This window comes from Paraburkholderia sp. BL25I1N1 (assembly GCF_003002025.1).
Lineage (GTDB): Bacteria > Pseudomonadota > Gammaproteobacteria > Burkholderiales > Burkholderiaceae > Paraburkholderia.
In genome coordinates this window covers 84,636-107,213 of the sequence record NZ_PVZB01000030.1, presented here as the reverse complement: position 1 = coordinate 107,213, position 22,578 = coordinate 84,636, and the positions used below count along the sequence as shown (strand labels likewise).

The window sequence follows — 22,578 nt, the reverse complement described above, 5'->3', positions numbered from 1 at the left end:
TCAATCAGTTCGCCATTCTGTTCGGCGAGCGGTTCACCAGCGCCATCAACTGAGATTTCTAACCGGCCTCAGCACACAAGATTTCTGACACGTCCTCAGTTCCAGATGGCGACCAGCTCGGCAATTTTCGTTGCGACCGCCGCCATCGTGTCTTCCGACGTGTCAAGTCCGCTTCGAGAAGCAAGCATGGGACTGACATCGCGGAGCGCAGTGTACGTGGTGCCGTGCACGATGGGCACGAGACGGTTACCCTGCAGCAGAGTCGAAAGCTCTTTGTCAGCGACGCCCTCTTTCGGAAGACGTGCCAACAACGCAGGGGTCACCAGAACGAGCCCAATTTTCGAGGCCGCTAAGCCTCTATCGATGGCCCGCATCATTGGCACGCCAAGGCCGAGGTCCTTCTCACTAAACCAAACCTTGACACCAACTGCCTCGAGCAAATCGTGCAGTTCCTTGGCGGCGCCCTGCCTGTCATCCCAGGCGTGGCAGAGGAAGCAATCGCGAAGGTCCGGCTTCGCCGCAGCTTCTTTTTCTACAGCCTCGCGGACCGGTGTGAGTGACGCCACCTGAGCAGGTGTGTACGAAACGGAAGAATCGGCACTCGACCAGCGCGGCCTTGAACTGCCGCCTCCGCTGGACCTGCCACCGCTGCTGTAGCTGTTCCCGCCGCCAGAATAAGAGGACGAGCCATATCCACCGCCGTACCCGCTGCCACAGCTGCTGCGGTACCCGCCATAACGAGAACCACATGCAGGGCAGGCTGCCTGCGCGGCTGCCGACTGGTGCCCTCGAACTGGTGCTGTGCATCGTGCCATTGCTGTGCTATCTCCCTTGTCGTGATGGCCCTACCGATATGTACTGTAACGGAAGCGGTCACTGAATGAAGCTGTATCCGATGCCGATCGGAGATATCGGATGCAATTCTTATCAATCAGCAAAGCAGCGGTTAGCTGCCTTCACCGGTCGCATCTCCGACGCCATTCCGCCAGGATGAGAGGGGGATGGCGCCGGATTGGCAGTGACTCGCCGGACGAGGGTTCGTGCGCAGTTTTCAGTTTGTGGTCACGCGCCCCGTCTGCGCGATCTGGGACAACGCGATTTTCTGGCCCACATACCAGCGCATCAGACACTCCTTGTCGTGGCAGCTTTGCTCACGATAGTTCCACTGCTGGCGAACTCGCTCACGAAATGCGGCCTGATCCGTGACCGCAGCTTTCGCTCGCAGGAAGACGGCAGCCAGCTGAATGTCGGCGTTTGCCAGTTCGGGGTCGCCACATATCAGATGCTCAGCGTCCGATCGAGCCTTCGTGCAGTCGAAGCTCGTGGCGTAGGTGGTCGGCGGTTGCAGCGATCCGGACGTGCTCGACATGGCTGGTGCCGTAACGTCGGTGCTCTGGCTAGAATTGGCCGACGTGCCGTCATTGGACTGAACGTATTTGGGTGGCCCATCCTTTTTCACCGCAACGTACTTGCCATTGACAAATTGGTAGACGTGCTCCGCGACATATGTTGCCTGGCTTGGAATCTGATACGTCAACGCGACCTTGACATCGTAGTGGGCAGCATTCTTGCCCTTTACGAGGCTCGTTTGCGCCGAGAGCAGTTCCTGTTCCGAGACGGCTGTATCACCATCGTCGACGGCTTGCGAGAGCGAACCGTCTTTCGCTCGCACGAAGACCGTAGTCGTCACTGTCTGATAGCCCTGATGACCATCCTCACCATTCACGACTAGAGCGTAACTGTTGTCGCCGGAGGGAACCCATTCGAAGCCGCTACCCACCGAACCCGACTCGCCCATCGACGCTACGTACGGGTGGTTTGAGTCAACCGTCCATTTGTCGCCGTCCTTGACGAAGACGGCTACACCCAGCAAGCCGGTGCACGCGTGGCAGCCACCGCCCTCGGGCACCGCATTTGTGACGAGCACCTTTTTCTTTTTGCCGTCTTCAGAGAAGTCAAACGTGGCAACACCAGAAACCAGCAGCGCCTTGTCAGTAGCCGCCTGCAGGTTGTCCCGCCACGGCAGGTCAGGCGGTATGACGGCATCCTGCCAGGATGCGGTCTTCGAACTGTAGTCGTACGGCCCATACAGCAGCTCGAGGGCGGCAGGGATGTTGAACTCGCCGCCGATTGCGCGAGACGCCATCGCAATCGAACATGCCGCGCTCATGAGTTCGCTCATACCCGGCTCGGACTTGGCAGACACGGCCGCATCGTTGCCCGGGTAGGTCTGTTGTGCCGTACCATCGGCGCCATACTGCGTGCCCGCCCGCCGGAGAATGGAGTCACGACAATTGGTCACCACGCTAAACCGGGCGTAACCCTGCGGGAATGACTTGAGGGTCTCGACGACATAGCCACTGCCACTGCGGGAAATGCTGGCAGGATTGAACCAGAGTTGTGCGGCATCACCTGACTGCCCTACTTGCTGGAATCCGGGAAACTGCTTGGCCGACGAGGTCTCGCCGCCCGTGCTGCTGTTTTTCCCGCAAGCGGCGAGTGCGAGCGCTGCCCAGACAAACAGGGCGCTTGCCCCGTAGCGCCTTACGCGTGCTAGAGCACTCATGCTTCAACCACCTGTTCGCTGGCCGTGCGGATGGTTTGCACTTCGGCTTTGCGCATGTGGCGAGTGTTTCGCTCAATGGCTAGCAAAACCAGAACGAGACTGAAGAGCGCGACAAGAAGCAGCCCGCCAGCGGCAACCTCTGCAACCAGCTTGAGAGTTCCCCATTTCTCCGCTGTCTTCGCGGCGGCGGCCGTGTAGCGCTCGCTCTTGGTGTGCATGTACGCGTTGATGGCGTCAATCGGGGCAACCTTGCTCGCCTCTGCTGCTGCTACCACTGCGCCGAGCTCGTCGAGGTATTGCTGTCGATCGGCTTCGGGGACGTCATTCAGGTGGTTGCGGATTACCTGCGCGTTATCACCGGAAGCGTACTTCTGCAGGGAGAAAGGAATCTTGAAGCCGGCGAGCGGACTTTCTGCGGGTCCGGTGTTTGCCGGAGGTTGGGCGCCTTGGGGCTGGCTAGGATCGGTTCGCGCCGCCTTTGCCGGCTTGAGCGGGTCGACGATTTCCTGTGGTGTTACCTTCGTGTCGACGGTTTCCTTCCAGACGGACGTCCCATATAACGCTGCTGCCACGATGCCCAAGAGGAACACTGTGACGCAAACGAGGGCAACGGCTCGCGTGATGTTAAACAGAGCCTTGCGCTCAAAGCCTTCTACCATACTCATGGTCTTAACCCCCGATTTTTGCGTTTAATTTTTTTTAGCGAATTTCGCTGGCGACAATAATATACGCAAGCTACTTGTTTGTGGCAAAAACAACGTTTTCAGACAAGTCGTATTCGAGTCCCGTTGGATTTTGGAATAATGCGATTGCAACGTTGCCCTAAAGTGTTTGGTGAAAATGCTCGAACACTTATTGCGTGTCAATTCGCCCCAAAGTTTGGACGGGCAAGCATCAATGTCAGGTCTAGGGTCGCGGTATATCATCGGCATGAAGCGCGCGTTGCACGCGATCATTACATCTGCGCTTCCGTGAACGACGCAGTGCGGCAAAGAGCTGCCAGCCAGCGCGAGCGTTTGCATGGCCGTTTCGGGCCGAGGTGAGTCGTTCGCTCATTTTGGACTGGATACCCGCCTGCACTGCGATAATGCCGACGAGCTTACCCGGTGAGCCGTAGCCGACGTTGGCATGCGGCCTCCAGAAGTCGACGGAGGAGCGCCATGTCGCTTGAGAAAACCAAGAAACAACTAATCGAAGTGCTCGGAAACGCCGACAACAAAGTCATCGCTTTGTCGGGCAGGTGGGGAACGGGCAAGACCCATCTTTGGAACGAGGTCAAGACGGAGTCCAAAGACGTGAAGGTCAAGAAGGCGCTATACGTATCGCTGTTCGGCCTGTCGAGTATTGACCAAGTCAAACGCAAGCTGATGGAGGGCGCTTTGCCCGACGCGGCGGTCGGCGGCGGCAAGCTTGAGATCGTCAAGAACCTGTTCAAGAGCGGGGTGCAAGCTGCGGCTACCCATTACAAGGCGCTCGCAGCCATCAACGACCTCAACTTGCTGCTCGTCGCGCCACTCGCTTTGAGGGAGAGGGTGATCGTCATTGACGACATCGAACGCAAGCACGCGAAGCTCGGGATCGACGAGATCCTTGGTTTCATCGACGAATATTCCAAGGAGTTCGAGGCGCGGTTCGTTCTCGTTCTCAACGACGACCAGCTTGCGACAGAGGGCGAGCAGCGGACGCTTTGGAGCACGTTTCGAGAGAAAGTGATCGACCAGGAGATTAAACTCTCGACGACGCCGGATGAAGCGTTCGCCATCGCGATCAAGCTCGTGGCCTCGCCCAAATTTGAGGCAACGCTAAAACTAGCCATCATCGCGTGTGGCCTCACGAACATTCGGATTATTGGGAAGGTGATTCGGGCAGCCAATCAGATTCTCGCAAATAGGGATCTGAGCGATCCGATTCAAGCGCGAGTTGTGCCCTCGATCGTTCTCTTCGGAGCTATTCATTACCGGGGACTTGAGGACGGTCCCGACTTCCAGTTCGCTTTAAACGTCGGAAACCCGAACTGGTCCACGTTCCTCCGCGACAAAGAGGACGAGCCCACCGAAGAAGAAAAGCGCGAAGACCGTTGGCGGATGCTCATGAGCGAACTCGGCATCAACAGCTGCGACGACTTCGAGAAGGTGCTCGTGGAGTTCCTGGAATCCGGCCTTTTCGAAAGTGAAAAGGTCCAGGCTATCATCGAGCGTTACATCGGCGAGGCGCAAACCATCGAGGCTCGCCAAAATGCCCGCATGTTCATCAAGAAGGCAATCTGGGACCACCGGGCAACCGATACGGATCTCATTGCCGAAGCCACCGGTTTCCCCGCCGTCGCAGGCCAGCTCGATCCCTATGTCGCTACGGAGCTCCACGGCGTGCTGAGCGAATTGGATGGCGGACAGCGCTTGGCCGAGCAGGTGATCCATGCTTGGAATGCGGCGTTCAGGGCTCGTGGAGGCCCCGCCCCGGACGACGACAACCCGTTTGGCAACTCCTTACATCCTGACATTCAAGCCACGTTCGACGCCGTCGTCTCGCAACAACAGGCTCAGGCGACCGTGGTAGAGGCCTGCAATTACATCATCGAACACAGCGGTTGGGGCACTTTGCAAGAAATAGCCATGAAGCGGGCGACGGCCGACGATTTTGAGTCGGCCATCCGAGAGATGGGCATCGACGACTTGCCGAAATTTATGCGCCGCATGATCCAGATGCGACTCCAGCGAGGCGCCTACGATCCGCACTTCGGTCACGCGACGGACCGCTTCATGGAGGCGTGCCGAGCGATTGCGAGCGACCAGAGCCCTGAATCAGCGCGACTGGCCAAGCTGATGAAAAGATTGTTTGCCACGACGGCGCTGGCCATCGAGCTTGAACCTGCACAACCAGGTCAGCCGGCTGACGACGCCGAGCAGCCTTAAGCAGCCCTCGATACTTCGAGCAATGTTAGGTGCTCAGGTCTCGGTTAGACGGTGGCAACGGCAGAGATACGCATTTGAGTTGGATGACGCCACGGCTTGAAAAGGTGAGCGTTACTCATAAGTCAGGAATTTAGCGGACATATGGTCTATGCTTGAGCGAGAGTTACTGACAGGATTGCTCATGAAACGAGACGGCCGGAGCCTGGCTCACAATACGCTTGAAGAGATGCGCATCCTGGCGGTTCAACGCATGGCCGAGGGAGAGCATCCGAAGGATGTTGCGGCATCGTTTGCGATGCATCGCTCGTGGGCATACAAGATCCGGGCTCAAGCGAGCGGTCGCGGCCGTGGCGTGCGTGTGCTGCTGCTCTCGACCAAAGGCACGGGCCGTCCTCGCAAGCTCACGCCTGCACAGGAACAGCAGGTGCTGCGCTGGATCAATGGCAAGAATCCAATGCAGTATGGATTTGACTTCGGCCTGTGGACGCGCAACCTTGTTCGCGAACTGGTGCGGCGAGACTTCGATGTCACGTTGAGCCTGGCATCCATTGGCGCGATACTGGCACGCTTGAACCTGACGCCGCAAAAGCCATTGCAGCGCGCTTACCAACGAGATCCGGAGGCGATCGAGCGCTGGCAGCGCGATACGTATCCGGCCATTGCCAGACAGGCCCGCGAGGAAAATGCCGACATCTTCTTCTGGGACGAGTCGGGCTTTCGGGCTGACTCGGTGCATGGCAGGACCTGGGCGCAACGCGGCGAAACGCCAGTCGTTGAACGTCCGGGCCAGAGGCAAAGCATGAGCGCGGCGTCCGCCGTCAACTCGAAAGGGGCCTTCTGGTTTGCAACATACGAGGGTGGGCTTACCGGCGAGCTGTTCGTGACGTTGCTCAGGAAGCTGATGTTCAATCGCCGCAAGGCAGTTCATCTGATTGTCGACGGATTGCCCGCGCACAAGAAAGCTGTCGTCAAGGACTACGTCGCAAGCACCCGGGGCAAACTGACCTTGCACTTCCTGCCGGGTTACGCGCCCGACCTCAATCCTGATGAACTGGTGTGGAGTCACGTCAAGCGCACCGGAGTCGCGCGACGCCCTTTGCAAAAAGGTGAAAAGCTGGGGCCGCGAATTCACGAGCAGCTTGCACAAATTGGACGGAACCCAACGCTCGTGCGCTCCTTCTTCAGACATCCGTCTGTCCGCTATGTTTCTGACCTATGAGTAATCCGGCGTCAGGGCTCGCTCTGCACTGGCATTTGCTGAAAAACATGCTCGGCGGTCAGCCGTCTCACATTAATAGGATGCTGAGCCGGCTACTCAAGTTGATTTCGCCCGACGCACACGTCGGAATGACCGCATGGCGCGTGGGACCGTGTGCGGCCAATTTGAGACGTTCGACATAGGCGCCTACATCGTAGACAATCGGCGAACGAACACCAGATCGCGCCCTCATCGACGTTGACAACCATGAAAACTGCATCCCCTGTCGCGCTTATCACCGGCTCGACTTCCGGCATTGGTGCTGCCATCGCTCGGCGGCTCGCAAGCGATGGCTTCTCAGTCGTCTTGCATTCGCGTAGTTCGGCGGAAATAGGGCAAGCGTTGGCTCGTGAACTCGGCTCGGCAATTTACGTACAGGCCGACTTAACCGACGATGCGGACAGGGTACGGCTTATCCGCGAGGCTGTCGCCGCGTGGGGGCGACTCGACGTTCTAGTCAACAATGCGGGAATCAGCCGTGTTATCCCACATGCGGATTTGGCTGCGGCCACGCCAACTGTGTGGTCGGACCTGCACGAAGTCAATGTGGTTGCTCCGTTTCGCTTGATAGCCGAAGCGGAAACTGCATTACGCGATGCAGCTCAACGGGGCCGCCCGGGTAGCGTGATCAATATCAGCTCGCACGCGGGCGTCCGGCCAAAGGGCGCGTCAATCCCTTATGCGGCCACGAAGGCTGCACTGAACCACATGACTCGCCTGCTGGCGCTATCACTTGCGCCCGATATCCGGGTGAATGCTGTTGCCCCCGGGCTAGTGGATACACCATTGACCGCAGACTGGACGCAGGCGCAGGAGCTTTGGAAAACAAGAGCCCCAATGCGGCGGTCAGCTAGTCCCGAAGACATTGCACAGGCGGTCGCGATGCTGGTCGCTTCGGACTATCTAACTGGAGAAATTCTGCTATCGGATGGTGGGTTGAATCTCACGTAACAAATCGATGTCCTGGGTTCGAGTTTCCGAACTCGGGCCAATTTGGGACATTCGACCGAGGCAGCAAAATCGTTGACATCCAGCGCAGTGCCTCTACTTTTAGAGCATCGAAGTTCGACGGATAGTTTTCGGAAGAATCAGTGCGGCTCCCGCGAAGCCCACCGCAGCAACACTTCCAAACGTCGCCCACGTTTCGAGCGACGTAGCGTTGAGGATCAGCCAGCTTCCGGCGTAGTAACCCGCTGCGCCACTCAATGCCCCTGTAGCACTCAACGCGCCGAAGGATGTGGCCTGACTTCCGTCAACCGCTAGCGAGCCGGTCATCGTTTCCAGTGCCGGAAGCATCACTGTCTCGATGACCGTATATCCGGCGATGAATAACAGAAACCATGCGAGGTCATCGAATGCGGCCACGCTGGTGAAGGCGATCGCAGCAGCCAAATAGGCATACATCGTTGAGATGGCCGGGTTCATCCGGACAAGCCAGCGCTTCGCGACCAGCATGAATACCAGTCCGATAACGCCGTTCACAACATAGACAGCTGATGCTGCGTTCGGACCCGCGAGACGCCCGGCATGCAACGGAAACGCGACATAAAGCTGCGGGAAGAGAAAGAACCAGGGAAAAGAAACCACGATCAGGCGCCAAAGATCGCGGTTAGTCGCAGCTGCGCGCAGATTGACCAGGACGGCACGGCGATCCGCTGTCTCGGATAATCCGACTGTTGATCGGGACATAGTCGCACCCAGCACGCCAAATAAAAGTGCGCTTCCCGCGAAGGCGAAACGGGCATCGATCAGGGCCGCCAGTCCGCCGACTATGGGGCCGATCGCCGTTCCCATGTTTAGCATCTGGTTGTCCGCTGCGAACACGGCAGCATGCGATGCGCAGCGTCCCTCTGTGCTCTCAGCTACACCGCACGCAGCGACATCCGCGGAAGGTGGTTTCTGCACGTCTGGAGGGACGGCTTTACGGCACATTTGTAAGAGCGGCGTCCGGGTCGCAGCGGTTCAGCCAAGCATGGCTAAAGCACTTGTAAGAACGGCACGCTTGAAATCCCTTGCGCGCTGTGGCATGGAGGAGAACGGACTTAGCACATGGCTATAGGCGACGGTTTTGCTGATGCCATTGGCGAGCATCATGAACATGATGTCGGGATCCTGCCGCGTAATCTCACCTGCGTCGATCGCATCGATGAGCAACGGCACAAGCACGTCATGAAACGGCCGTACCACACGCTCGATCAGCAGGTTGAGGCGCTCTCCAGTTTCGGTTGCTGCAGTCGAAAAAAACATGCCAACGTCTGGCGTCAGAAACACCTGGTCGATCAGGACCGACACGGCGCCCTCGACGCGCGCTCGCGGGCCTAGACCTGAAATCTCCCGCAAGGCGGCGGTCTTCGCGACCATGGGAGCCGCTTCGTCGGCGATTTGGTCCACCACGGCGATCCACAGCGCTTCCTTCGAGCCGTAGTGATGGGCAACCAGCGCGGGGTCGACACCTGACGCCCTGGCGATTTCGCGCACGCTCGTCGCCTCATAGCCGCTCCTCGCGAACGCCCCTCGGGCACTGCGGAGCAATGCGTCGGCGCCATCCGCGTCGCTGCACGCTGGACGGCCGCGCGACCGACGCGGCGTGGGAGTCGTCGCGGGACACGGGACTTGATCGTTATGGTGTTTCATCGGCGACGATAGATCGGTTGGAAAGCTCAGAATTTTAACGGGTGCCGCGCCGCGAATGGCAGCGGCATCGGTTTGACACGAACCCATCAAAACCTTAGTATCTCATTTATTCATCATTTGTAGAATATTTGACCATGCGCCAGACCACCCGGATTGTCATCGTCGGCGGCGGGATTGCTGGACTTCTGCTCACGACCAGGCTGGGCAACACGCTTGGCCGCGGCGGCCGCGCCGAGGTCACGTTGATCGACAAAAGTGCAACCCATATCTGGAAGCCTATGCTGCACACCATCGCGGCCGGCACTCGCGATGTCCAGCAACAGCAGGTCATCTATCTTGCCCACGCCCGCGACCACGGCTTCAACTATCAACCAGGCGAAATGGAAGGCCTGGACCGCAATGCGCGCATCGTGAAGCTGGCTGCGCTGCGTTCGCCGTCGGGAAAGGTCGTGATCGGGCCGCGCACGGTCGAATACGATGTGCTGATTCTTGCGCTAGGCAGCCGCGCCAACGACTTCGGCACACCAGGCGTACTTGATCATTGCCATTTCATTGACAGCCAGGCACAGGCTGAAGTCTTCAACGAAGCATTGCGAATCCGCATATTCCAGAGCGTTGTGACGAATAGCCCGTTGCGCGTGTCTATCGTCGGCGCCGGAGCGACCGGCGTCGAACTGGCAGCGGAATTGAGCCGCCTGCTCGAATTGGCGTCGAGTTACGGCGACCCCGGCATCCGCTCACGACTGAACCTCACCCTTTATGAAAGCGCACCGCGCGTACTGGCGGCATTTCCGCCGGCGGTGTCGGAGTCGAGCGAGGCACAGTTACGGCATATCGGCTTCTCGGTACGAACGGGCACGCGAGTGACCGCCGCCGAACCCGATGGACTCCGGTTGGGCGACGGCAGCAAGCAACCGGCCGATTTGATGGTATGGGCGGCGGGCGTCAAGGCCTCTGATTTTCTAGGCAAACTGGATGGGATCAAGAGCAATCGTTCCAATCAGATCATCGTCAGACCAACCCTGCAGGCACAGGACGACGACACACTATTCGCCCTCGGCGACTGCTCGACGTTGACGCTCGCTGGCAATGAACGTCCTCTCGCACCCACGGCGCAAGTCGCCACGCAACAGGCACAACACCTCGCGAAGCACTTGCCGGACTGGCTCGGCGGGGGATCATTGCCCGACTTTGCATTTCACGACTTCGGCGCGCTCGTGTCGCTGAGCGACTATAACGCTTTTGGGACGCTCGGGCAGTTCGGATTCTTCCGCGGCGGGTTTATCAAGGGCCGATTCGCGCAGCTCAGTCACGCCATGCTCTATCGACAACATCAGCAGGCTTTGCACGGTTTCGGTAAGGCCATGATGCTGTGGACTGCCGAGCGAATTAACGGCTTCGTGCAGCCGAAGATACGACTGAGCTGAACGCCACCTCGCTTCTGACGGGAGTACTGCCATGGATCAATACCTGTCGGCTGACACTGCATGGCAGCGCACTGTCGGCCAACTCGATGCGGGGTGCGCGCGCCAATTGACGGCTCAAGTCAGGCAGATAGTCGATTCGCACGGATCGAGCCGTCTGCCGGCAAGGAATGGCGACGTCGCGATCACGTTGCTCGATCGACCCAGTCCACGAACGGCCACCGTATCGTGGAGCGACCCCCGCGGTTGCAAGTACGGCGAACAGGTTTGGCGCCTTGCTACCGCAAAACGATCGGGTCTGTGCGCCTTGAGCGGACAGCGCATTGCCGCGGGCGATGCGATCTACCGCCCCTCAAAGGTCGAGCCGCCTCCCGCCAACGCGACTGCCATGATGCTTGCAACAGTAGTCGAGCTCGCCTTTAACGATCCATGTTGCTAGTTTTGGCAGGCGTGTTTCGGTGTTTATTTGTCCGGGCGTGGGTTCGTGCGAAACGTTTTGAGCAGACCGAGAATGGGATCACCGGCATGAGGTGGAATGTCGGAAAACATGGAAAGTCCGATAAGAAATTTGGATTAATCGAGGCTTGACTGCGGAGGTGTCAGTCAGCCTCCCCAAGGTGCTGTGTTCGGATATGCTTTAACACTTTCCTTTGAATTGCTTGACCATCTTCAGCACCGGTCCAAGCACCCATGTGTTCCGCACCAGAATGTCGGTTTCTTCTTTGGGGTGCTGAACGAGGTGAAACAAAACGGCGATTCCAGTTTGTTCCCATCTGCATTGACGTACGGTTCCCAGACGAAATGCAGCTTCCAGTCGCGCCACTTATCGCGCGTAGTTCGTCCTTGATCTAGAAAAGGAAGCCCTCGCGGTCGGACGTTGTCTTCCTGCCTGTGAGGAAATCGATCTGCGTGACGCCATCGATTGGCCGATCGTCTGGAAGCTTGCCACCGATGACTTCAGCAATCGTTGGCAGGAAATCGACCACGTGCACGGTCTGGTTGTTGACATCCAGCGGGATTTTTCTCGGCCACCGGGCAATGAAAGGCACTCGCAAACTACCTTCCATCGCCGTGCGGTAGGTACCCGTCCATGGACCGGCCGTGCCGCGATAAGGCGCGCGAAACTCGGCGCCGTTGTCGCTGCAAAAGGTAAGGGGTGTCTTCTGCGAGACCTAGCGCATCAATCTCATCGACAATCTGGCCAACCTGGAAGTCCATCTCTGCAAGCGAGTCGGCAAACTCACCCATTCCGGTCAAACCATCGAAGTCCTTACGCGGTAAGGTCGGGAAATGGAAGATGGACCAGAGGAAGGTATAGAAAAAAACGGCTTCGCCGCGCCAGCATTCCGTTGAATGAACTCCGTCGATTTTTCATTGGCTGCGGCGTAATTGCAGAAAAAATTGAACGACTTTGAGAAATACCCTCACACGGGTCATGATGCCAGGGGGAGAAACGTTGAATCCGAGGCATCGAACGCCATTGAGACTGTAGCGACGCAAGGCGCGCGCGGACACACCGAATCGCAGGTCATGTTGCGGCTGCGGCCATGAGCCACGCGACAACAAGTGTGCGCAGATAGAAGTACATCCGCACTGCGATGGCGAACACGGTTCCTTTCATCAGCATCAACCCCATCGCTGCTCCCGCGCATCAGGCTGCGGGGGCCGAAAGCAAGTTCGGCAGTGCGTCCGACATTGAGCACGACTTGCTCCGCTTCGCCTGCTTCGGGCCCTTGGATCGATAGATGCGGCGCGTTAATGGACGAACTCCTCGCGCGAGCGCAATCTAGTTATCACCATGTTTCCGCCAAAACCACTTGCTCATCGCATGGATGCCCGCACGACGGTCGCCGCGACCGCGCTCGCAAAGCGGCCAGATCGATGACGCTGGAAACAGACGCCCATGATCCGGCGCCTCATCGAGCACGCAGGCTGCTGGTAGTGAGCCAACTGAGCTAGCGCCACATATCTTTTGATTCGCGTGCTGACGAGTATTGCGCCACGCAGTCGTTAGCGATCTCGATGAGATGACCAATAGCTGATTTGATCATGGGTTTCTTATAAGCGACCACAAGCTCGAAGGGCGGGAGAGTTTGCTTCACTTGCAGTACGGCTACTGCCCCAGATTTGACGTCTTTCTCCATCAAAAAGGTTGGGAGGGCTATAATGCCCAAACCCGACACAGCAAGTTCTCGAGCCGTGCTCACTGAATAGACGCAATCTAAAGTTATTCTATTATGCCTTTGAGGGACGTGAGAAATTCCGCACGATCGAAAGTAGTCGACTATAGATGTATAACCTGAGCTTTCAGGTCGAGAAAGTATTACGGGCAAGTCCGCGAGTTCGCTTATATCGAAGCTCCGATCGCAATCAAATATAGTTGGATTCGCGAACCATGACATCCTCATTCTACAGACTTCTGATGTGCCGATATTTGGCTCATTGAGAGGCCCGGACACAAAAATCAAGTCAACTTCGTCCCGCTTTAACTGCCCAAGCAGATCCTTGGAAGTACCCGTTCCAAATTGGAAGGAAGCTTTTGGAAACGATTTCGCTATTGCTTCGATGTAGCTCGGCAACCAAGACATCGTCGCCACCTCAATAACCCCAATCCTGATGTGAATATCCTCAGATTCATCGCTCGCCGCGAGCTCGCGCAGTTCTGAAGAGAGCGACACGATCGCTTCAGCGTGCCGGAGAATCCTGCGCCCCGCAGGGGTCAGCTCAAATTGGCGAGCGCCACGGTCGTAGAGCCGGATGTCCAGCAGCTCCTCCAACTTATTGATTCGATTGGAGACCGACGGCTGACTCGTGTTCAGCTTTTCCGCGGTGCGACTGAAGCTTTTGAGCCTGGTAAGCCAGACCAACGTCTCAAGAAAAGTCGTGTTCACTAAAATTCCTGTGCTGACTCGCGAACCCGTCGCACGAATAGATGGCCCAGACGCCACATGCCGCTCCCTAGAGACCGCAAAGCCGTCGCCGAGTCTCAATATCCTAGCGTGCCAAAAATCCGTTAGCCCGCCAGCGTAACGGGAATGACGCACCGGCGTAACCGGTGCAAACCCCGAATTTGCTAGCCTAAGAACGTGCAGAGCTGTTCGAGGGTAGTCGAACCGCATCTGCCGCTTGCCGGTATCCGTGTCCTACAGCGCGGCGCGCAGCATAACTTCGACGCCCGGAAGATACAGGGCGAAGGCGTTCGCATAACGAATCACGCGCCGCGTGGCGTATCGCACGGTCAGGCGCGGCGCCGACGCCGGCGCTGGCGGCGAAGCCGATCCAGCACTCATAAGAGAAGTTTATAGAAATAGATATCATTAAATGATTGGACACCATTGTTTTGTCGAGAAATATTATTGTCATAAAGCGATGCATTGAGAAGATGGATCGATGAACCACCCGGTCGGAACATTAAAAAGTAGTTTCAGCAACCTACCAATTTGGCTGGGGAATAAAACACCCCGCGAGATAATTAGACTTCAACTTTTGGAAATGATATGACCACGAAATACGTTATCAATGAAATGCCTAATCAGGCCAGTAAGGAGGTCTGTGAGCTGCTTCAAAAGGTTGAAACGGCAACGGTGGGTCATTTTCGATTCTGGGGATTTTGCAATCGCGGCATTAGACCAATGCTGCGAAGCAAGCATATTGTCGGAACCGCTGTGACACTTGGTATTTATGGTCCTGACTCGGCACTTTTGCATCATGCTGCGGGCATGCTTCGTCCGGGCGACGTGCTTTTAGTAGATCGGCTCGGAGACGACCGCTTCGCCTGCTGGGGCGGCGGTGTCACGGCTGGGATCCAAGCTTCTGGCGCAGTGGCCGGAATTGTTGATGGTCCTTGCACCGACCTCGCACAGCTGGAGGAATCCGGCTTCCCAGTCTGGGCCCGAGGTATCGCGTCGATCACAACACGCATGTATGACCTCGGCGGCCGGATGAACGTCCCGGTCTCTATTGGTGGCGTCGTCGTGAATCCCGGAGATGTTGTGCTTGCCGACGATAGTGGTGTTCTGATTCTGCCGCCCGACGAAGCGGAGAAAGAGGCACGGCGCGCCTTGGAGCTTCAAGAGACGGGAGCGGTCGTGGAGCGGTCGCTGCGGGAGGGCAGGTCCATCCTGGGCGATGTAAGCGGCGCGTCCGAAGCCATTGCGCGGGCACAGCAACTGGGCTTCTGAAGCAAGGTAAATAACAGCATGAATGTTTGCGCGAGCATTGCTTGCTCTCCAGGAGACCTGAAGGTGCCCAAGACTTATAGACTTTCGGAATTAACGGCTACTGAAATTAAAGCGGCGGCTCAACGAAAGCCTGTCCTGCTTCTTCCTATGGGGAGTTTCGAGGATCAAGGCCCCCATGCACCCGTTGGCGATTATCTGTCGGCCGATCGTGTCGCTGAGCTCATTGCTCAACGTGCGACCGAAGGGGGTACCGAGACTTACGTGTTGCCGGTGGTGCCATTCGGCGGCAATGACTTCTTTGGTTACATGCCTGGATGCATCTCGCTCACCCAGTCGACGCTGCGCAAACTTGTGGATGACATGCTGAGCTGCCTTCTGCGCCACGGACTTACTCGTATTGTGATCGTGAACGGCCACGGAGGAAATTGCAGTGCAATCCACGAGGCTACGCAAAAGATATGGAACGAGCGCAGAGTCCTCATTCCCAGCTACTACCTCTGGAAGACGGGCTACCAGGTACTGCCCGAGATTCTAGGGGCGGAGCGAGCGGCACTTTCGTCTGGCCATGGCAGCAACCCGCTTACAAGTGTGACTATGCATCTCTTCCCAGAACTTATCCGCGAAGATCTCATCGGGCCGCCGAGTTCACTGGAGTCAATCTGGGGACTGCCGATTAAAGGCTTTGACACGCTTGCAATCGGCGAGGGATCGATAACGGTCCCGCTCGAAGGGGACGACACTGTCCCGAACGGCATTCTCGGAGGCGACCCTCGACTATGTACTGCGGAAACTGGAGCGGCCTTAGTCGAGAAGCTTGTCTCTGTCGGAGCGGAAGTAGCGAAACACGTCGCTAGGAGGTCAGACTCGAAGACCGGGCAAGCGCAGCTCTGAATCAGACGAGCACTTGCGCACGCAAAACATCGGGCATTGCTAAGTGGAATGAGATGCCAATTGACAACCCCCGCTAGGCGTTAATCATCATGAAGTTGCTTCAAAATCGATGGTTTATTTTGTTTGCGTTGCTAATGCCGCTAAATTTCCTTTACGGCTTTGACCGCAACGCGCTGAGCGTAACAGCGCACTACGTGCAGAACGAACTCAGCATTGATTTCGTTCTCATGTCGGAAATCTTGGTCATCTCCACCGCCGTTTACGCGTGTATGCAAGTACCTGCGGGCTGGCTCGCTCAGAAGCTAGGCGTACGATGGGTTCTCGCGGGCGCATGTTTCCTTTGGTCCGCTGCGACGGCTATGACGGCACTGCAAACCCATGTGCCGGGATTTTTCGCCGCTCGGATCCTTCTCGGCATCGGGCAGGCCCCCGACTGGGTCGCATGTATCCTTGCACTTAAGCTTCTTTTTCCCGAAACGGAGCGCGAAGACGCGAACGCGCTGCTGCTCGCTGCTGCCTACACCGGCGTCATCGTCAGCGGTGCTTTCACACCGTGGATGGTAGAGCACTCCAGTTGGCGGTATTGCTTCACGGTTTATGGGCTGGTCGGCGTCGCGCTTGGGCTGCTCGTGCTGGTGTTCTATCGCGGGAAGACTCGCGAAGTTGTGTCCGTAACCGAAAAGCTGAGCTTCCGCGAGCTGAGGCAGATAGACATTATTTGGAAGATCGCTCAGGCTGCAACGTTCTACGGTACGGTGTGCGTCCAGCACGGCTTCTTCCTGATTACTTTCCCGCACTTTGCGACTTCGATGTACCACGTCACACCTGTGTCCGCAGGATCGCTTTTCTCAATCCTCTGGGGCGCATTGTATCTGTCTGTGCTTTTCTGGGGGGCGCTCATCAAGTACCTGAAGCGTCGAGGCAAGGGAGCTGGTCTCTACGGAGCACCCGGACGCGCAGTTGGGGTACTGGCAGCCGGTGGTTTTCTCGCAGCAGGCGTACTGACGGACAACATTTTCGTCGGGATGACGCTTCTGAGCGGATCGATGTTCGCACTGGGTCTTTGCCAAATCTTGGCTTGGGCTCGTGTACAGACGATTACCGGCGCTACAGGCATTGCAGCGGGATTTACACAGTTTGCAGGGAACGGCTGTCTCGCCATTGGACCGGTAGTGTTCGAGATGCTCTACAAGCATTACACGTCCTGGACGCCCGTGACCGTCGTTGCGGTGACAGCAGCTCTGATTGGTGGAGCGCTCTGGCTGCGACCTGATCGCCCGGGCAAGGAAGCTCCTTCAACCTCACCCGGCTGCGCGTTGCTCGACAGCGAAAAGGGGGAGGTAAGCGTCGGCCATTGAGGAAATTCAGTTGATCCTGGCTTCGCGTGTGACCTCATCGTCGCTCGCAGCCTAGTCACAGGATCCATTCTCCTAACTTGCGAAGAACGCTTCCCAACGAAAATGAACGTGATCATTTCATCCTTGTGCAAAGAAAATCGTTATGTATCAATCAGGAGTGCGAATAGGATTCTCGGTGCCGCGTTGGCCATTCTAGGCTGTCATACGGTCGCGCACGCACAAAGCAGTGTGACGCTATATGGAATTATCGATACGGGTCTTCTGTACACGAATAACTACGCCGGAAGCGCGCGTACTGCTATCTCGACGATGCAGACCTCCAGCAAGTACGGCCTTCAGGGGTCAGAGGACATCGGCGGAAAGATGAAGATCATCTTTGACCTTGAAGGTGGCTTCAATCCTGGGACCGGCGCACTGAGCAGCGCCGGCTTGATGTTCGCCAAGCGCACCTATATCGGCCTGTCTTCTCCTTACGGTACTTTGACGGTCGGCCGTCAATACTCCGCGATGCTTGACTGGGTGCATTGGTTCTCTGTCAATCAGATTTTCGCCGGTGGAATCCCCGGGCTGTACGTGAACGACGTCGATGACGTGGGCGGCGATATGCATTTCAATAACACGATCAAGTACAAGTCCCCCGACTTCAACGGAGTCAGCTTTGGCGGCCAGTACACGCTAGGCGGTCAAGCCGGAAATTTTTCCACGGACAGCGCTTGGGGTGCCGGCGCTGCTTACGCGGGGTCGGTATTTGGTGCAGGCGTTGCTTATCAGCACATCCAAAACCCCTCGACCTACACCGCATATCCCAATACGGCGACGTATACCAACGTGTTCTGGGGGGCAGCAGTGGCGGCAGCGCAAAAGCAAGACATCTTTGCAGCCGGTGCATACGCTAACTGGGGAAGTCTCACAACGGCTCTGCTTTACTCCAGGGTAACGTTCACGTCGCCCGGGAAAACGATCCTTGCGAAGTTCAATAACTACCAGATCGGCGCAAGCTATTCCTTCGGTCCCGCGATTCAGGTCGGCGCGTTCTACATCTTCAGCGACCAAACTACCGCAGGCGTTAATGAGCACGCGCACATCCAACAGATCGGCTTGGTGGGACATTACTTCCTCTCTAAGTCGACCGATCTGTATGCGTTAACGAGCGCGCAAGCTGTTGGAGGATCCTTGCATCAGGCCCAACAGATCGCATTACAACCCTCTACGACAAGTCGTCAATTCATTGCAGGCGTCGGGATCAGGAAGCGATTTTAAAGTTCGGCTCGTAGCTCAATCGAGCACCTCTGGTCGGGCTCGTACGCGGTTGAAATCGTAGCCGGAATTGGAACCACGGAGATTTGATGGAATTGAACCTAGATAGAAAACGGGCGCTCGTGATGAGCGCTGGCGGTGGACTTGGGAGCGCCATCGCGGTCGCATTGGCTCGCGAAGGCGTTGAAGTTTGCCTCGCAGACCGAGATGTTTCTTCAATAGACGCTGTCCAAGCGGCCGTCCACCAGGTTGGTGGCAGGAGCCGCACATACGTATGGGATCTCGGGAAACAAGACGAGTGGCAAGCGGGCATATCGAAAATGTTGGCCGACGTTGGCGGAATTGACATCCTCGTGAACAACACTGGCGGGCCGCCTCCTGGACCGGCGCATGGACACGATTGCGATGTGTGGCGAAATGCCTTTGAGTCCATGGTGATTTCGGTCATTGGAATCACCGACCTTCTTTTGCCGGGAATGCGGGACCGGGGTTGGGGAAGAATTATTACCAGCACATCTTCGGGCGTGGTGTCACCCATCGCCAACCTTGGTCTTTCAAACGCAACGAGAGTTTCACTGCTAGGTTGGTCGAAGACGCTCGCGCGTGAAGTCGCGCGGTGGGGGATTACCTCGAACGTGGTCATTCCTGGCCGCATCGCGACTGGGCGCACTCAATTTCTCGACGCCGCTCGAGCGAAACGGGAAGGCCGGGACGTGAAGAACGTGCAGGAGGAAAGCGAGTCAACTATCGCTTCCGGTCGCTACGGTCGGCCGGAGGAATACGCGGACGTCGTTACCTTTCTGGCGAGCGAAAGGGCTTCGTATGTGACGGGCTCGACCATCCGCGTCGACGGTGGCCTGATCGCCAGTATTTAAGTTCGTTAAAGAAACGCATTTTCTGAGAGCCATACCCATGTCCGCCGAAGATACAAAACTTTTTGAAGTTCTCGCTCGTGTTACCACCGCCACCCTGACCACTGTTCTTTTAAAGAAAGGGCTGCGCAACGTGTGGATCCGTGGTGCGCTACCAATCTCGCCGTCCGGCACTCGCATCGTCGGAAGAGCGTTCACTGCTCGCTTCGTACCGGCCCGCGAGGACCTTGCGACTCCGGAATCGTGGTCGTCGCCGAAGTCGACCCGGGCTGCCATCGAAGCGATGCCTGCTGACTGCGTGGCTGTCGTCGACGCGATGGGTATCAAGGACGCCGGTGTATGGGGAGACATCCTCTGCGCTCGTATGGCGAAGAGAGGCGTCGCTGCGATGGTTACGGATGGTGCGGTACGGGACATTGAAGGCGTCCTCTCGACGAAACTGCCCGTGTGGGCCGCGGGCGTTGCCGCTCCGCCTTCGGTCGCTGGCCTGACCTTCGTTGACTGGCAGCAACCGGTTGCATGTGGCGGGGTCGCCGTGTTCCCGAACGACGTCATCGTCGCTGATCAGGACGGCGCGGTGTTGATTCCGGCAGCGATAGTCGAGGAGATCGCCAATGCTGCGGCTGAGCAGGAGAACCTTGAGCTATGGATCATCGGCGAGGTCAATAACGGCGCGACGCTGCCGGGACTTTATCCACCGAATGAGGAAAACAAGCGGCGCTATGAGTTGTCGAAAAAGCGCTAGCAGCAAATGAATCCGAGCTCCTAACCAAATTTCTGGGTGTGTGATGGAAAAAGTCACAGCAGCATGTATTCAATATACCGCGAGCAACGATTGGAAGAAGGACGTCGATACGGCGTTGGAATTGTTGAACGTCGCGGTCGGGCGCGGGGCTGCCATCGCCGCGTTGCCCGAGGTTTGCGCGGGAATCGACACGTCTGGTGGCCTCTTCAGACCTTCGGCGTTCGAAGAGTCCAACCATCCGGCACTGAAGGAGTTTTGCGCCTTCGCTCGCGAGAATCAGATCGAACTGGTAATCGGGTCCATCGGCGTGTCGGCCGATGACGGGAGAGTTTTCAATGCATCTTTCTTCGTCAACGCTAAAGGGCAGCCTGTCGCGAGGTATGACAAGATTCACTTATGCGACATAGACCTGCCTGACCGTCAGGTTCGGGAAAGTGCAGCGGTCGCACCAGGTACGAAGCTCGTCATCGTGCCGACGCGTGCAGGAAAGATTGGCCTGTCCATTTGCTACGACCTGCGTTTCCCGCAAATTTATCGACGATATGCGCAGGCAGGCGCTACTGTGATGAGCATCCCTGCGGCTTTCATGCGTCACACGGGAAAAGCTCACTGGCACACCCTTCTGCGCGCCCGCGCCATCGAAACCGGGAGCTTTGTGCTTGCCGCGGGGCAATGCGGTGAGTTCGAGGGTGGCGTACCGCTGTTCGGCCACTCAATGATTATCGACCCGTGGGGCCAGGTTCTCGCTGAGGCTGGAGAAGAGCCGGACGTCATCACCGCAGTCATTGACCCAGAACACGTGTGGGATGCTCGACAAAGGCTTCCCGCTTGGTCCCATCAGCTGACTGACGTGGCCGGCCGGGTTGAGCTCGTCTGCCCCGCGGAGACTGATCCGGTCGTCTAACCAACTGCAATAACGCAAAGACCATTGTCCGCCCGACGACGGAAGCTCCGCAACTGTTCTCTGGCCGCTAATGGTCCCGGTATGGACATAAATAGTATGCGTTCAACGACTGAGGTACGCGCTACCTTGGACGAGGCGCCGGTAGGATCCGTGGAAACGGCGTCGGCGACCGATATGAGCGTGCGCTTGAGATCGCGCATAGGCTCTTCAGGAATTGAGGAGGCTGGCTTTTCCCGGACGGCGGCGCCATTACACCGAGGGCGATTATGAAATTTTGATCGAAGGGGCTTTTCAACGCTAGCACCGAGCGTTTACAGCCCGTATTTTAGGGGGCGAATGTAGTCGAACACGGTGCCTTGTTCCGCCGCCACATTCAGTCGACATGTGTGAAAGATGGGCGCGATGTTTACTTGCGCCGACTTGTGGCGCGCAAAAAATATCATCTATGTGATGGATGGCTGGTGCAGTCTTGACCGTTATTTGCGAGCGCAATACGCTGGGTTTGCGTCGATAGGCTCAGAGCCGAGTCGTAGTGCAGCGTGTCGTACTTTTGCCAGCCGAAGATCGCCGTTTTTTGGCGCTTGAAGGGGGAATCACGGACTGAATTGAAAGATCAGGCACGCTGAACACTTGAAACCATTAATTTTTCTGCACTGAGGAGTTGCGAGCTATGTCATTCAATAAGAACATTAATTCGATTGCCGATTACGAAGAAGTGAAAACCGTCATTGAAAAGGGATACCTCAAGGGGGCGATCGAGGGGAACTTCGACTTGGTCATGACCACGTTCCACCCTGACGCCACTATGTACGGCTACTCCGAAGGGAGCCTGACGAGCGGCTCGATCCGGAATCTTGCGGATTACATCGAACAGTTCGGCCCGAGCAAGAACATGACGACCCGAATCGACGTGCTCAGCATGACGCCGACGACAGCGACGGTTCGCATCGAGCTGGAAAATGCCGCGTGTGGAAAGAACTACACGGATTACCACCAACTAATCAAGCTCGATGGCAAGTGGAAAGTCGTCTCCAAGCTGTTCCATATGTATGACTGACGTTTCCGCTTTAGTGTGAGGTGAGGGGCATGCCTATGGTGGCATGCCCGAGCCGTAGATCCGACATCGTTACGGCTTATGCTGCACGCGCCAAGCGAAACTGCGCCGCCTAGGCCGGAATAAGCCCGGCCACGCAAAAGCTATCGATCAATGCGTCATAAAGCGAGATGTCCGGGCTCTCCGCGAGCATCGGTGTCTCACGTACGCGTATCCGCCTTGGTCGGATGGCACGCGGGCCCGTCCAAGTCGATACTGAATGGGCCGGACAGCAGGGTGAGCGTAGTCGTAGCGCTGTTGCAGGCAGCCCATGTGCGTCGACGTAAGCACTCGATGCACATAGCACGAGCATGTTGTACGACCTGACGACGTTGGCGTGCCCGCTCTTGGAGCGGTACAGCGTCTTGACCAGCGCCGATCGGTGGTGTCAAACGGCGGCCGTCGGTTGGCTACTTGGGGCCTAGCGCACAGAGATCGACGAATTGTCGTGCATCGTAGTCTTGCGAAATTTCATAACGCTCG

The 22,578-nt window shown here is 57.2% G+C and carries 19 protein-coding genes and 1 pseudogene; 13 read left to right on the top strand and 7 right to left on the bottom strand.

The genetic code is table 11. The features are described from left to right. Positions 1-95: 95 nt before the first annotated feature. The 3 genes from B0G73_RS33570 to B0G73_RS33560 form a co-directional block, all read right to left on the bottom strand. A complete protein-coding gene (locus B0G73_RS33570) occupies positions 96-566 on the bottom strand; it encodes a toll/interleukin-1 receptor domain-containing protein (RefSeq protein ID WP_258194085.1) in 471 nt (156 codons plus the stop codon). A 485-nt stretch (positions 567-1,051) separates the two neighbouring features. After that, positions 1,052-2,566 carry a lysozyme inhibitor LprI family protein gene (locus B0G73_RS40740; RefSeq protein WP_181196702.1) on the bottom strand — a complete coding sequence of 505 codons (1,515 nt, stop codon included), beginning with the start codon at positions 2,564-2,566 and terminating at the stop codon, positions 1,052-1,054. Then, positions 2,563-3,231, bottom strand: coding sequence for a hypothetical protein (locus B0G73_RS33560; protein ID WP_106285426.1), 669 nt, complete (start codon positions 3,229-3,231; stop codon positions 2,563-2,565). The genes B0G73_RS40740 and B0G73_RS33560 overlap by 4 nt, the downstream gene beginning before the upstream one ends. 495 nt (positions 3,232-3,726) lie before the next feature. Between B0G73_RS33560 and B0G73_RS33555 the strand changes: the two genes are divergently transcribed. The 3 genes from B0G73_RS33555 (at position 3,727) to B0G73_RS33545 (ending at position 7,687) form a co-directional block, all read left to right on the top strand. Beyond that, entirely contained in the window at positions 3,727-5,478 is a 1,752-nt protein-coding gene (locus B0G73_RS33555) for a P-loop NTPase fold protein (RefSeq protein ID WP_106285425.1), read from the top strand. Between the two features lie 181 nt (positions 5,479-5,659). Further along, the gene (locus tag B0G73_RS33550; protein ID WP_181196701.1) at positions 5,660-6,697 is read left to right on the top strand and encodes an IS630 family transposase; all 1,038 of its coding nucleotides are present in this window, start codon (positions 5,660-5,662) and stop codon (positions 6,695-6,697) included. 246 nt (positions 6,698-6,943) lie between these two features. Further along, complete coding sequence (locus tag B0G73_RS33545; RefSeq protein WP_106285423.1) at positions 6,944-7,687, top strand: SDR family NAD(P)-dependent oxidoreductase; 744 nt, start codon at positions 6,944-6,946, stop codon at positions 7,685-7,687. Positions 7,688-7,786: 99 nt separating this feature from the next. Here B0G73_RS33545 and B0G73_RS33540 read toward each other — a convergent pair whose 3' ends face one another. Together B0G73_RS33540 and B0G73_RS33535 are read right to left on the bottom strand one after the other, a co-directional pair. Next, positions 7,787-8,539 carry an MFS transporter gene (locus B0G73_RS33540; protein ID WP_258194083.1) on the bottom strand — a complete coding sequence of 251 codons (753 nt, stop codon included), beginning with the start codon at positions 8,537-8,539 and terminating at the stop codon, positions 7,787-7,789. Positions 8,540-8,698: 159 nt separating this feature from the next. Beyond that, the gene (locus B0G73_RS33535; RefSeq protein WP_106285433.1) at positions 8,699-9,370 is read right to left on the bottom strand and encodes a TetR/AcrR family transcriptional regulator; all 672 of its coding nucleotides are present in this window, start codon (positions 9,368-9,370) and stop codon (positions 8,699-8,701) included. Between the two features lie 134 nt (positions 9,371-9,504). Here B0G73_RS33535 and B0G73_RS33530 point away from each other — a divergent pair, with 134 nt between their 5' ends. Further along, positions 9,505-10,797, top strand: a complete 1,293-nt coding sequence (locus tag B0G73_RS33530) for an NAD(P)/FAD-dependent oxidoreductase (protein ID WP_106285421.1) — start codon at positions 9,505-9,507, stop codon at positions 10,795-10,797. Between the two features lie 31 nt (positions 10,798-10,828). Continuing rightward, positions 10,829-11,233, top strand: coding sequence for a DUF3331 domain-containing protein (locus B0G73_RS33525; protein WP_258194081.1), 405 nt, complete (start codon positions 10,829-10,831; stop codon positions 11,231-11,233). A 164-nt stretch (positions 11,234-11,397) separates the two neighbouring features. Here the strand turns inward: B0G73_RS33525 and B0G73_RS33520 are convergent. Then, positions 11,398-12,167 (bottom strand): annotated as a pseudogene (locus B0G73_RS33520) (sulfatase-like hydrolase/transferase); the annotation flags it as partial. A 582-nt stretch (positions 12,168-12,749) separates the two neighbouring features. Next, positions 12,750-13,685, bottom strand: a complete 936-nt coding sequence (locus B0G73_RS33510; RefSeq protein WP_181196699.1) for a LysR family transcriptional regulator — start codon at positions 13,683-13,685, stop codon at positions 12,750-12,752. 606 nt (positions 13,686-14,291) lie between these two features. On the opposite strand from B0G73_RS33510, the gene B0G73_RS33505 reads away from it, so the two are divergent. The 8 genes from B0G73_RS33505 (at position 14,292) to B0G73_RS33470 (ending at position 22,059) form a co-directional block, all read left to right on the top strand. Then, positions 14,292-14,975, top strand: a complete 684-nt coding sequence (locus B0G73_RS33505; RefSeq protein ID WP_106285419.1) for an RraA family protein — start codon at positions 14,292-14,294, stop codon at positions 14,973-14,975. 63 nt (positions 14,976-15,038) lie between these two features. Beyond that, the gene (locus tag B0G73_RS33500; protein WP_219907305.1) at positions 15,039-15,866 is read left to right on the top strand and encodes a creatininase family protein; all 828 of its coding nucleotides are present in this window, start codon (positions 15,039-15,041) and stop codon (positions 15,864-15,866) included. An 89-nt stretch (positions 15,867-15,955) separates the two neighbouring features. Beyond that, entirely contained in the window at positions 15,956-17,224 is a 1,269-nt protein-coding gene (locus B0G73_RS33495; RefSeq protein ID WP_106285417.1) for an MFS transporter, read from the top strand. Positions 17,225-17,332: 108 nt separating this feature from the next. Then, a complete protein-coding gene (locus B0G73_RS33490) occupies positions 17,333-18,484 on the top strand; it encodes a porin (RefSeq protein WP_181196698.1) in 1,152 nt (383 codons plus the stop codon). A gap of 86 nt (positions 18,485-18,570) precedes the next feature. Further along, positions 18,571-19,356, top strand: a complete 786-nt coding sequence (locus B0G73_RS33485; protein ID WP_106285415.1) for an SDR family oxidoreductase — start codon at positions 18,571-18,573, stop codon at positions 19,354-19,356. 37 nt (positions 19,357-19,393) lie between these two features. Then, a complete protein-coding gene (locus B0G73_RS33480) occupies positions 19,394-20,098 on the top strand; it encodes a ribonuclease activity regulator RraA (protein ID WP_106285414.1) in 705 nt (234 codons plus the stop codon). Between the two features lie 43 nt (positions 20,099-20,141). Further along, on the top strand, positions 20,142-21,002 hold the full coding sequence (locus tag B0G73_RS33475; protein WP_106285413.1) for a carbon-nitrogen hydrolase family protein: 861 nt from the start codon (positions 20,142-20,144) through the stop codon (positions 21,000-21,002). Between the two features lie 670 nt (positions 21,003-21,672). Continuing rightward, positions 21,673-22,059: a nuclear transport factor 2 family protein gene (locus tag B0G73_RS33470; protein WP_106285412.1), complete on the top strand. Its 387-nt coding sequence runs from the start codon at positions 21,673-21,675 to the stop codon at positions 22,057-22,059. Positions 22,060-22,578: the final 519 nt, after the last annotated feature.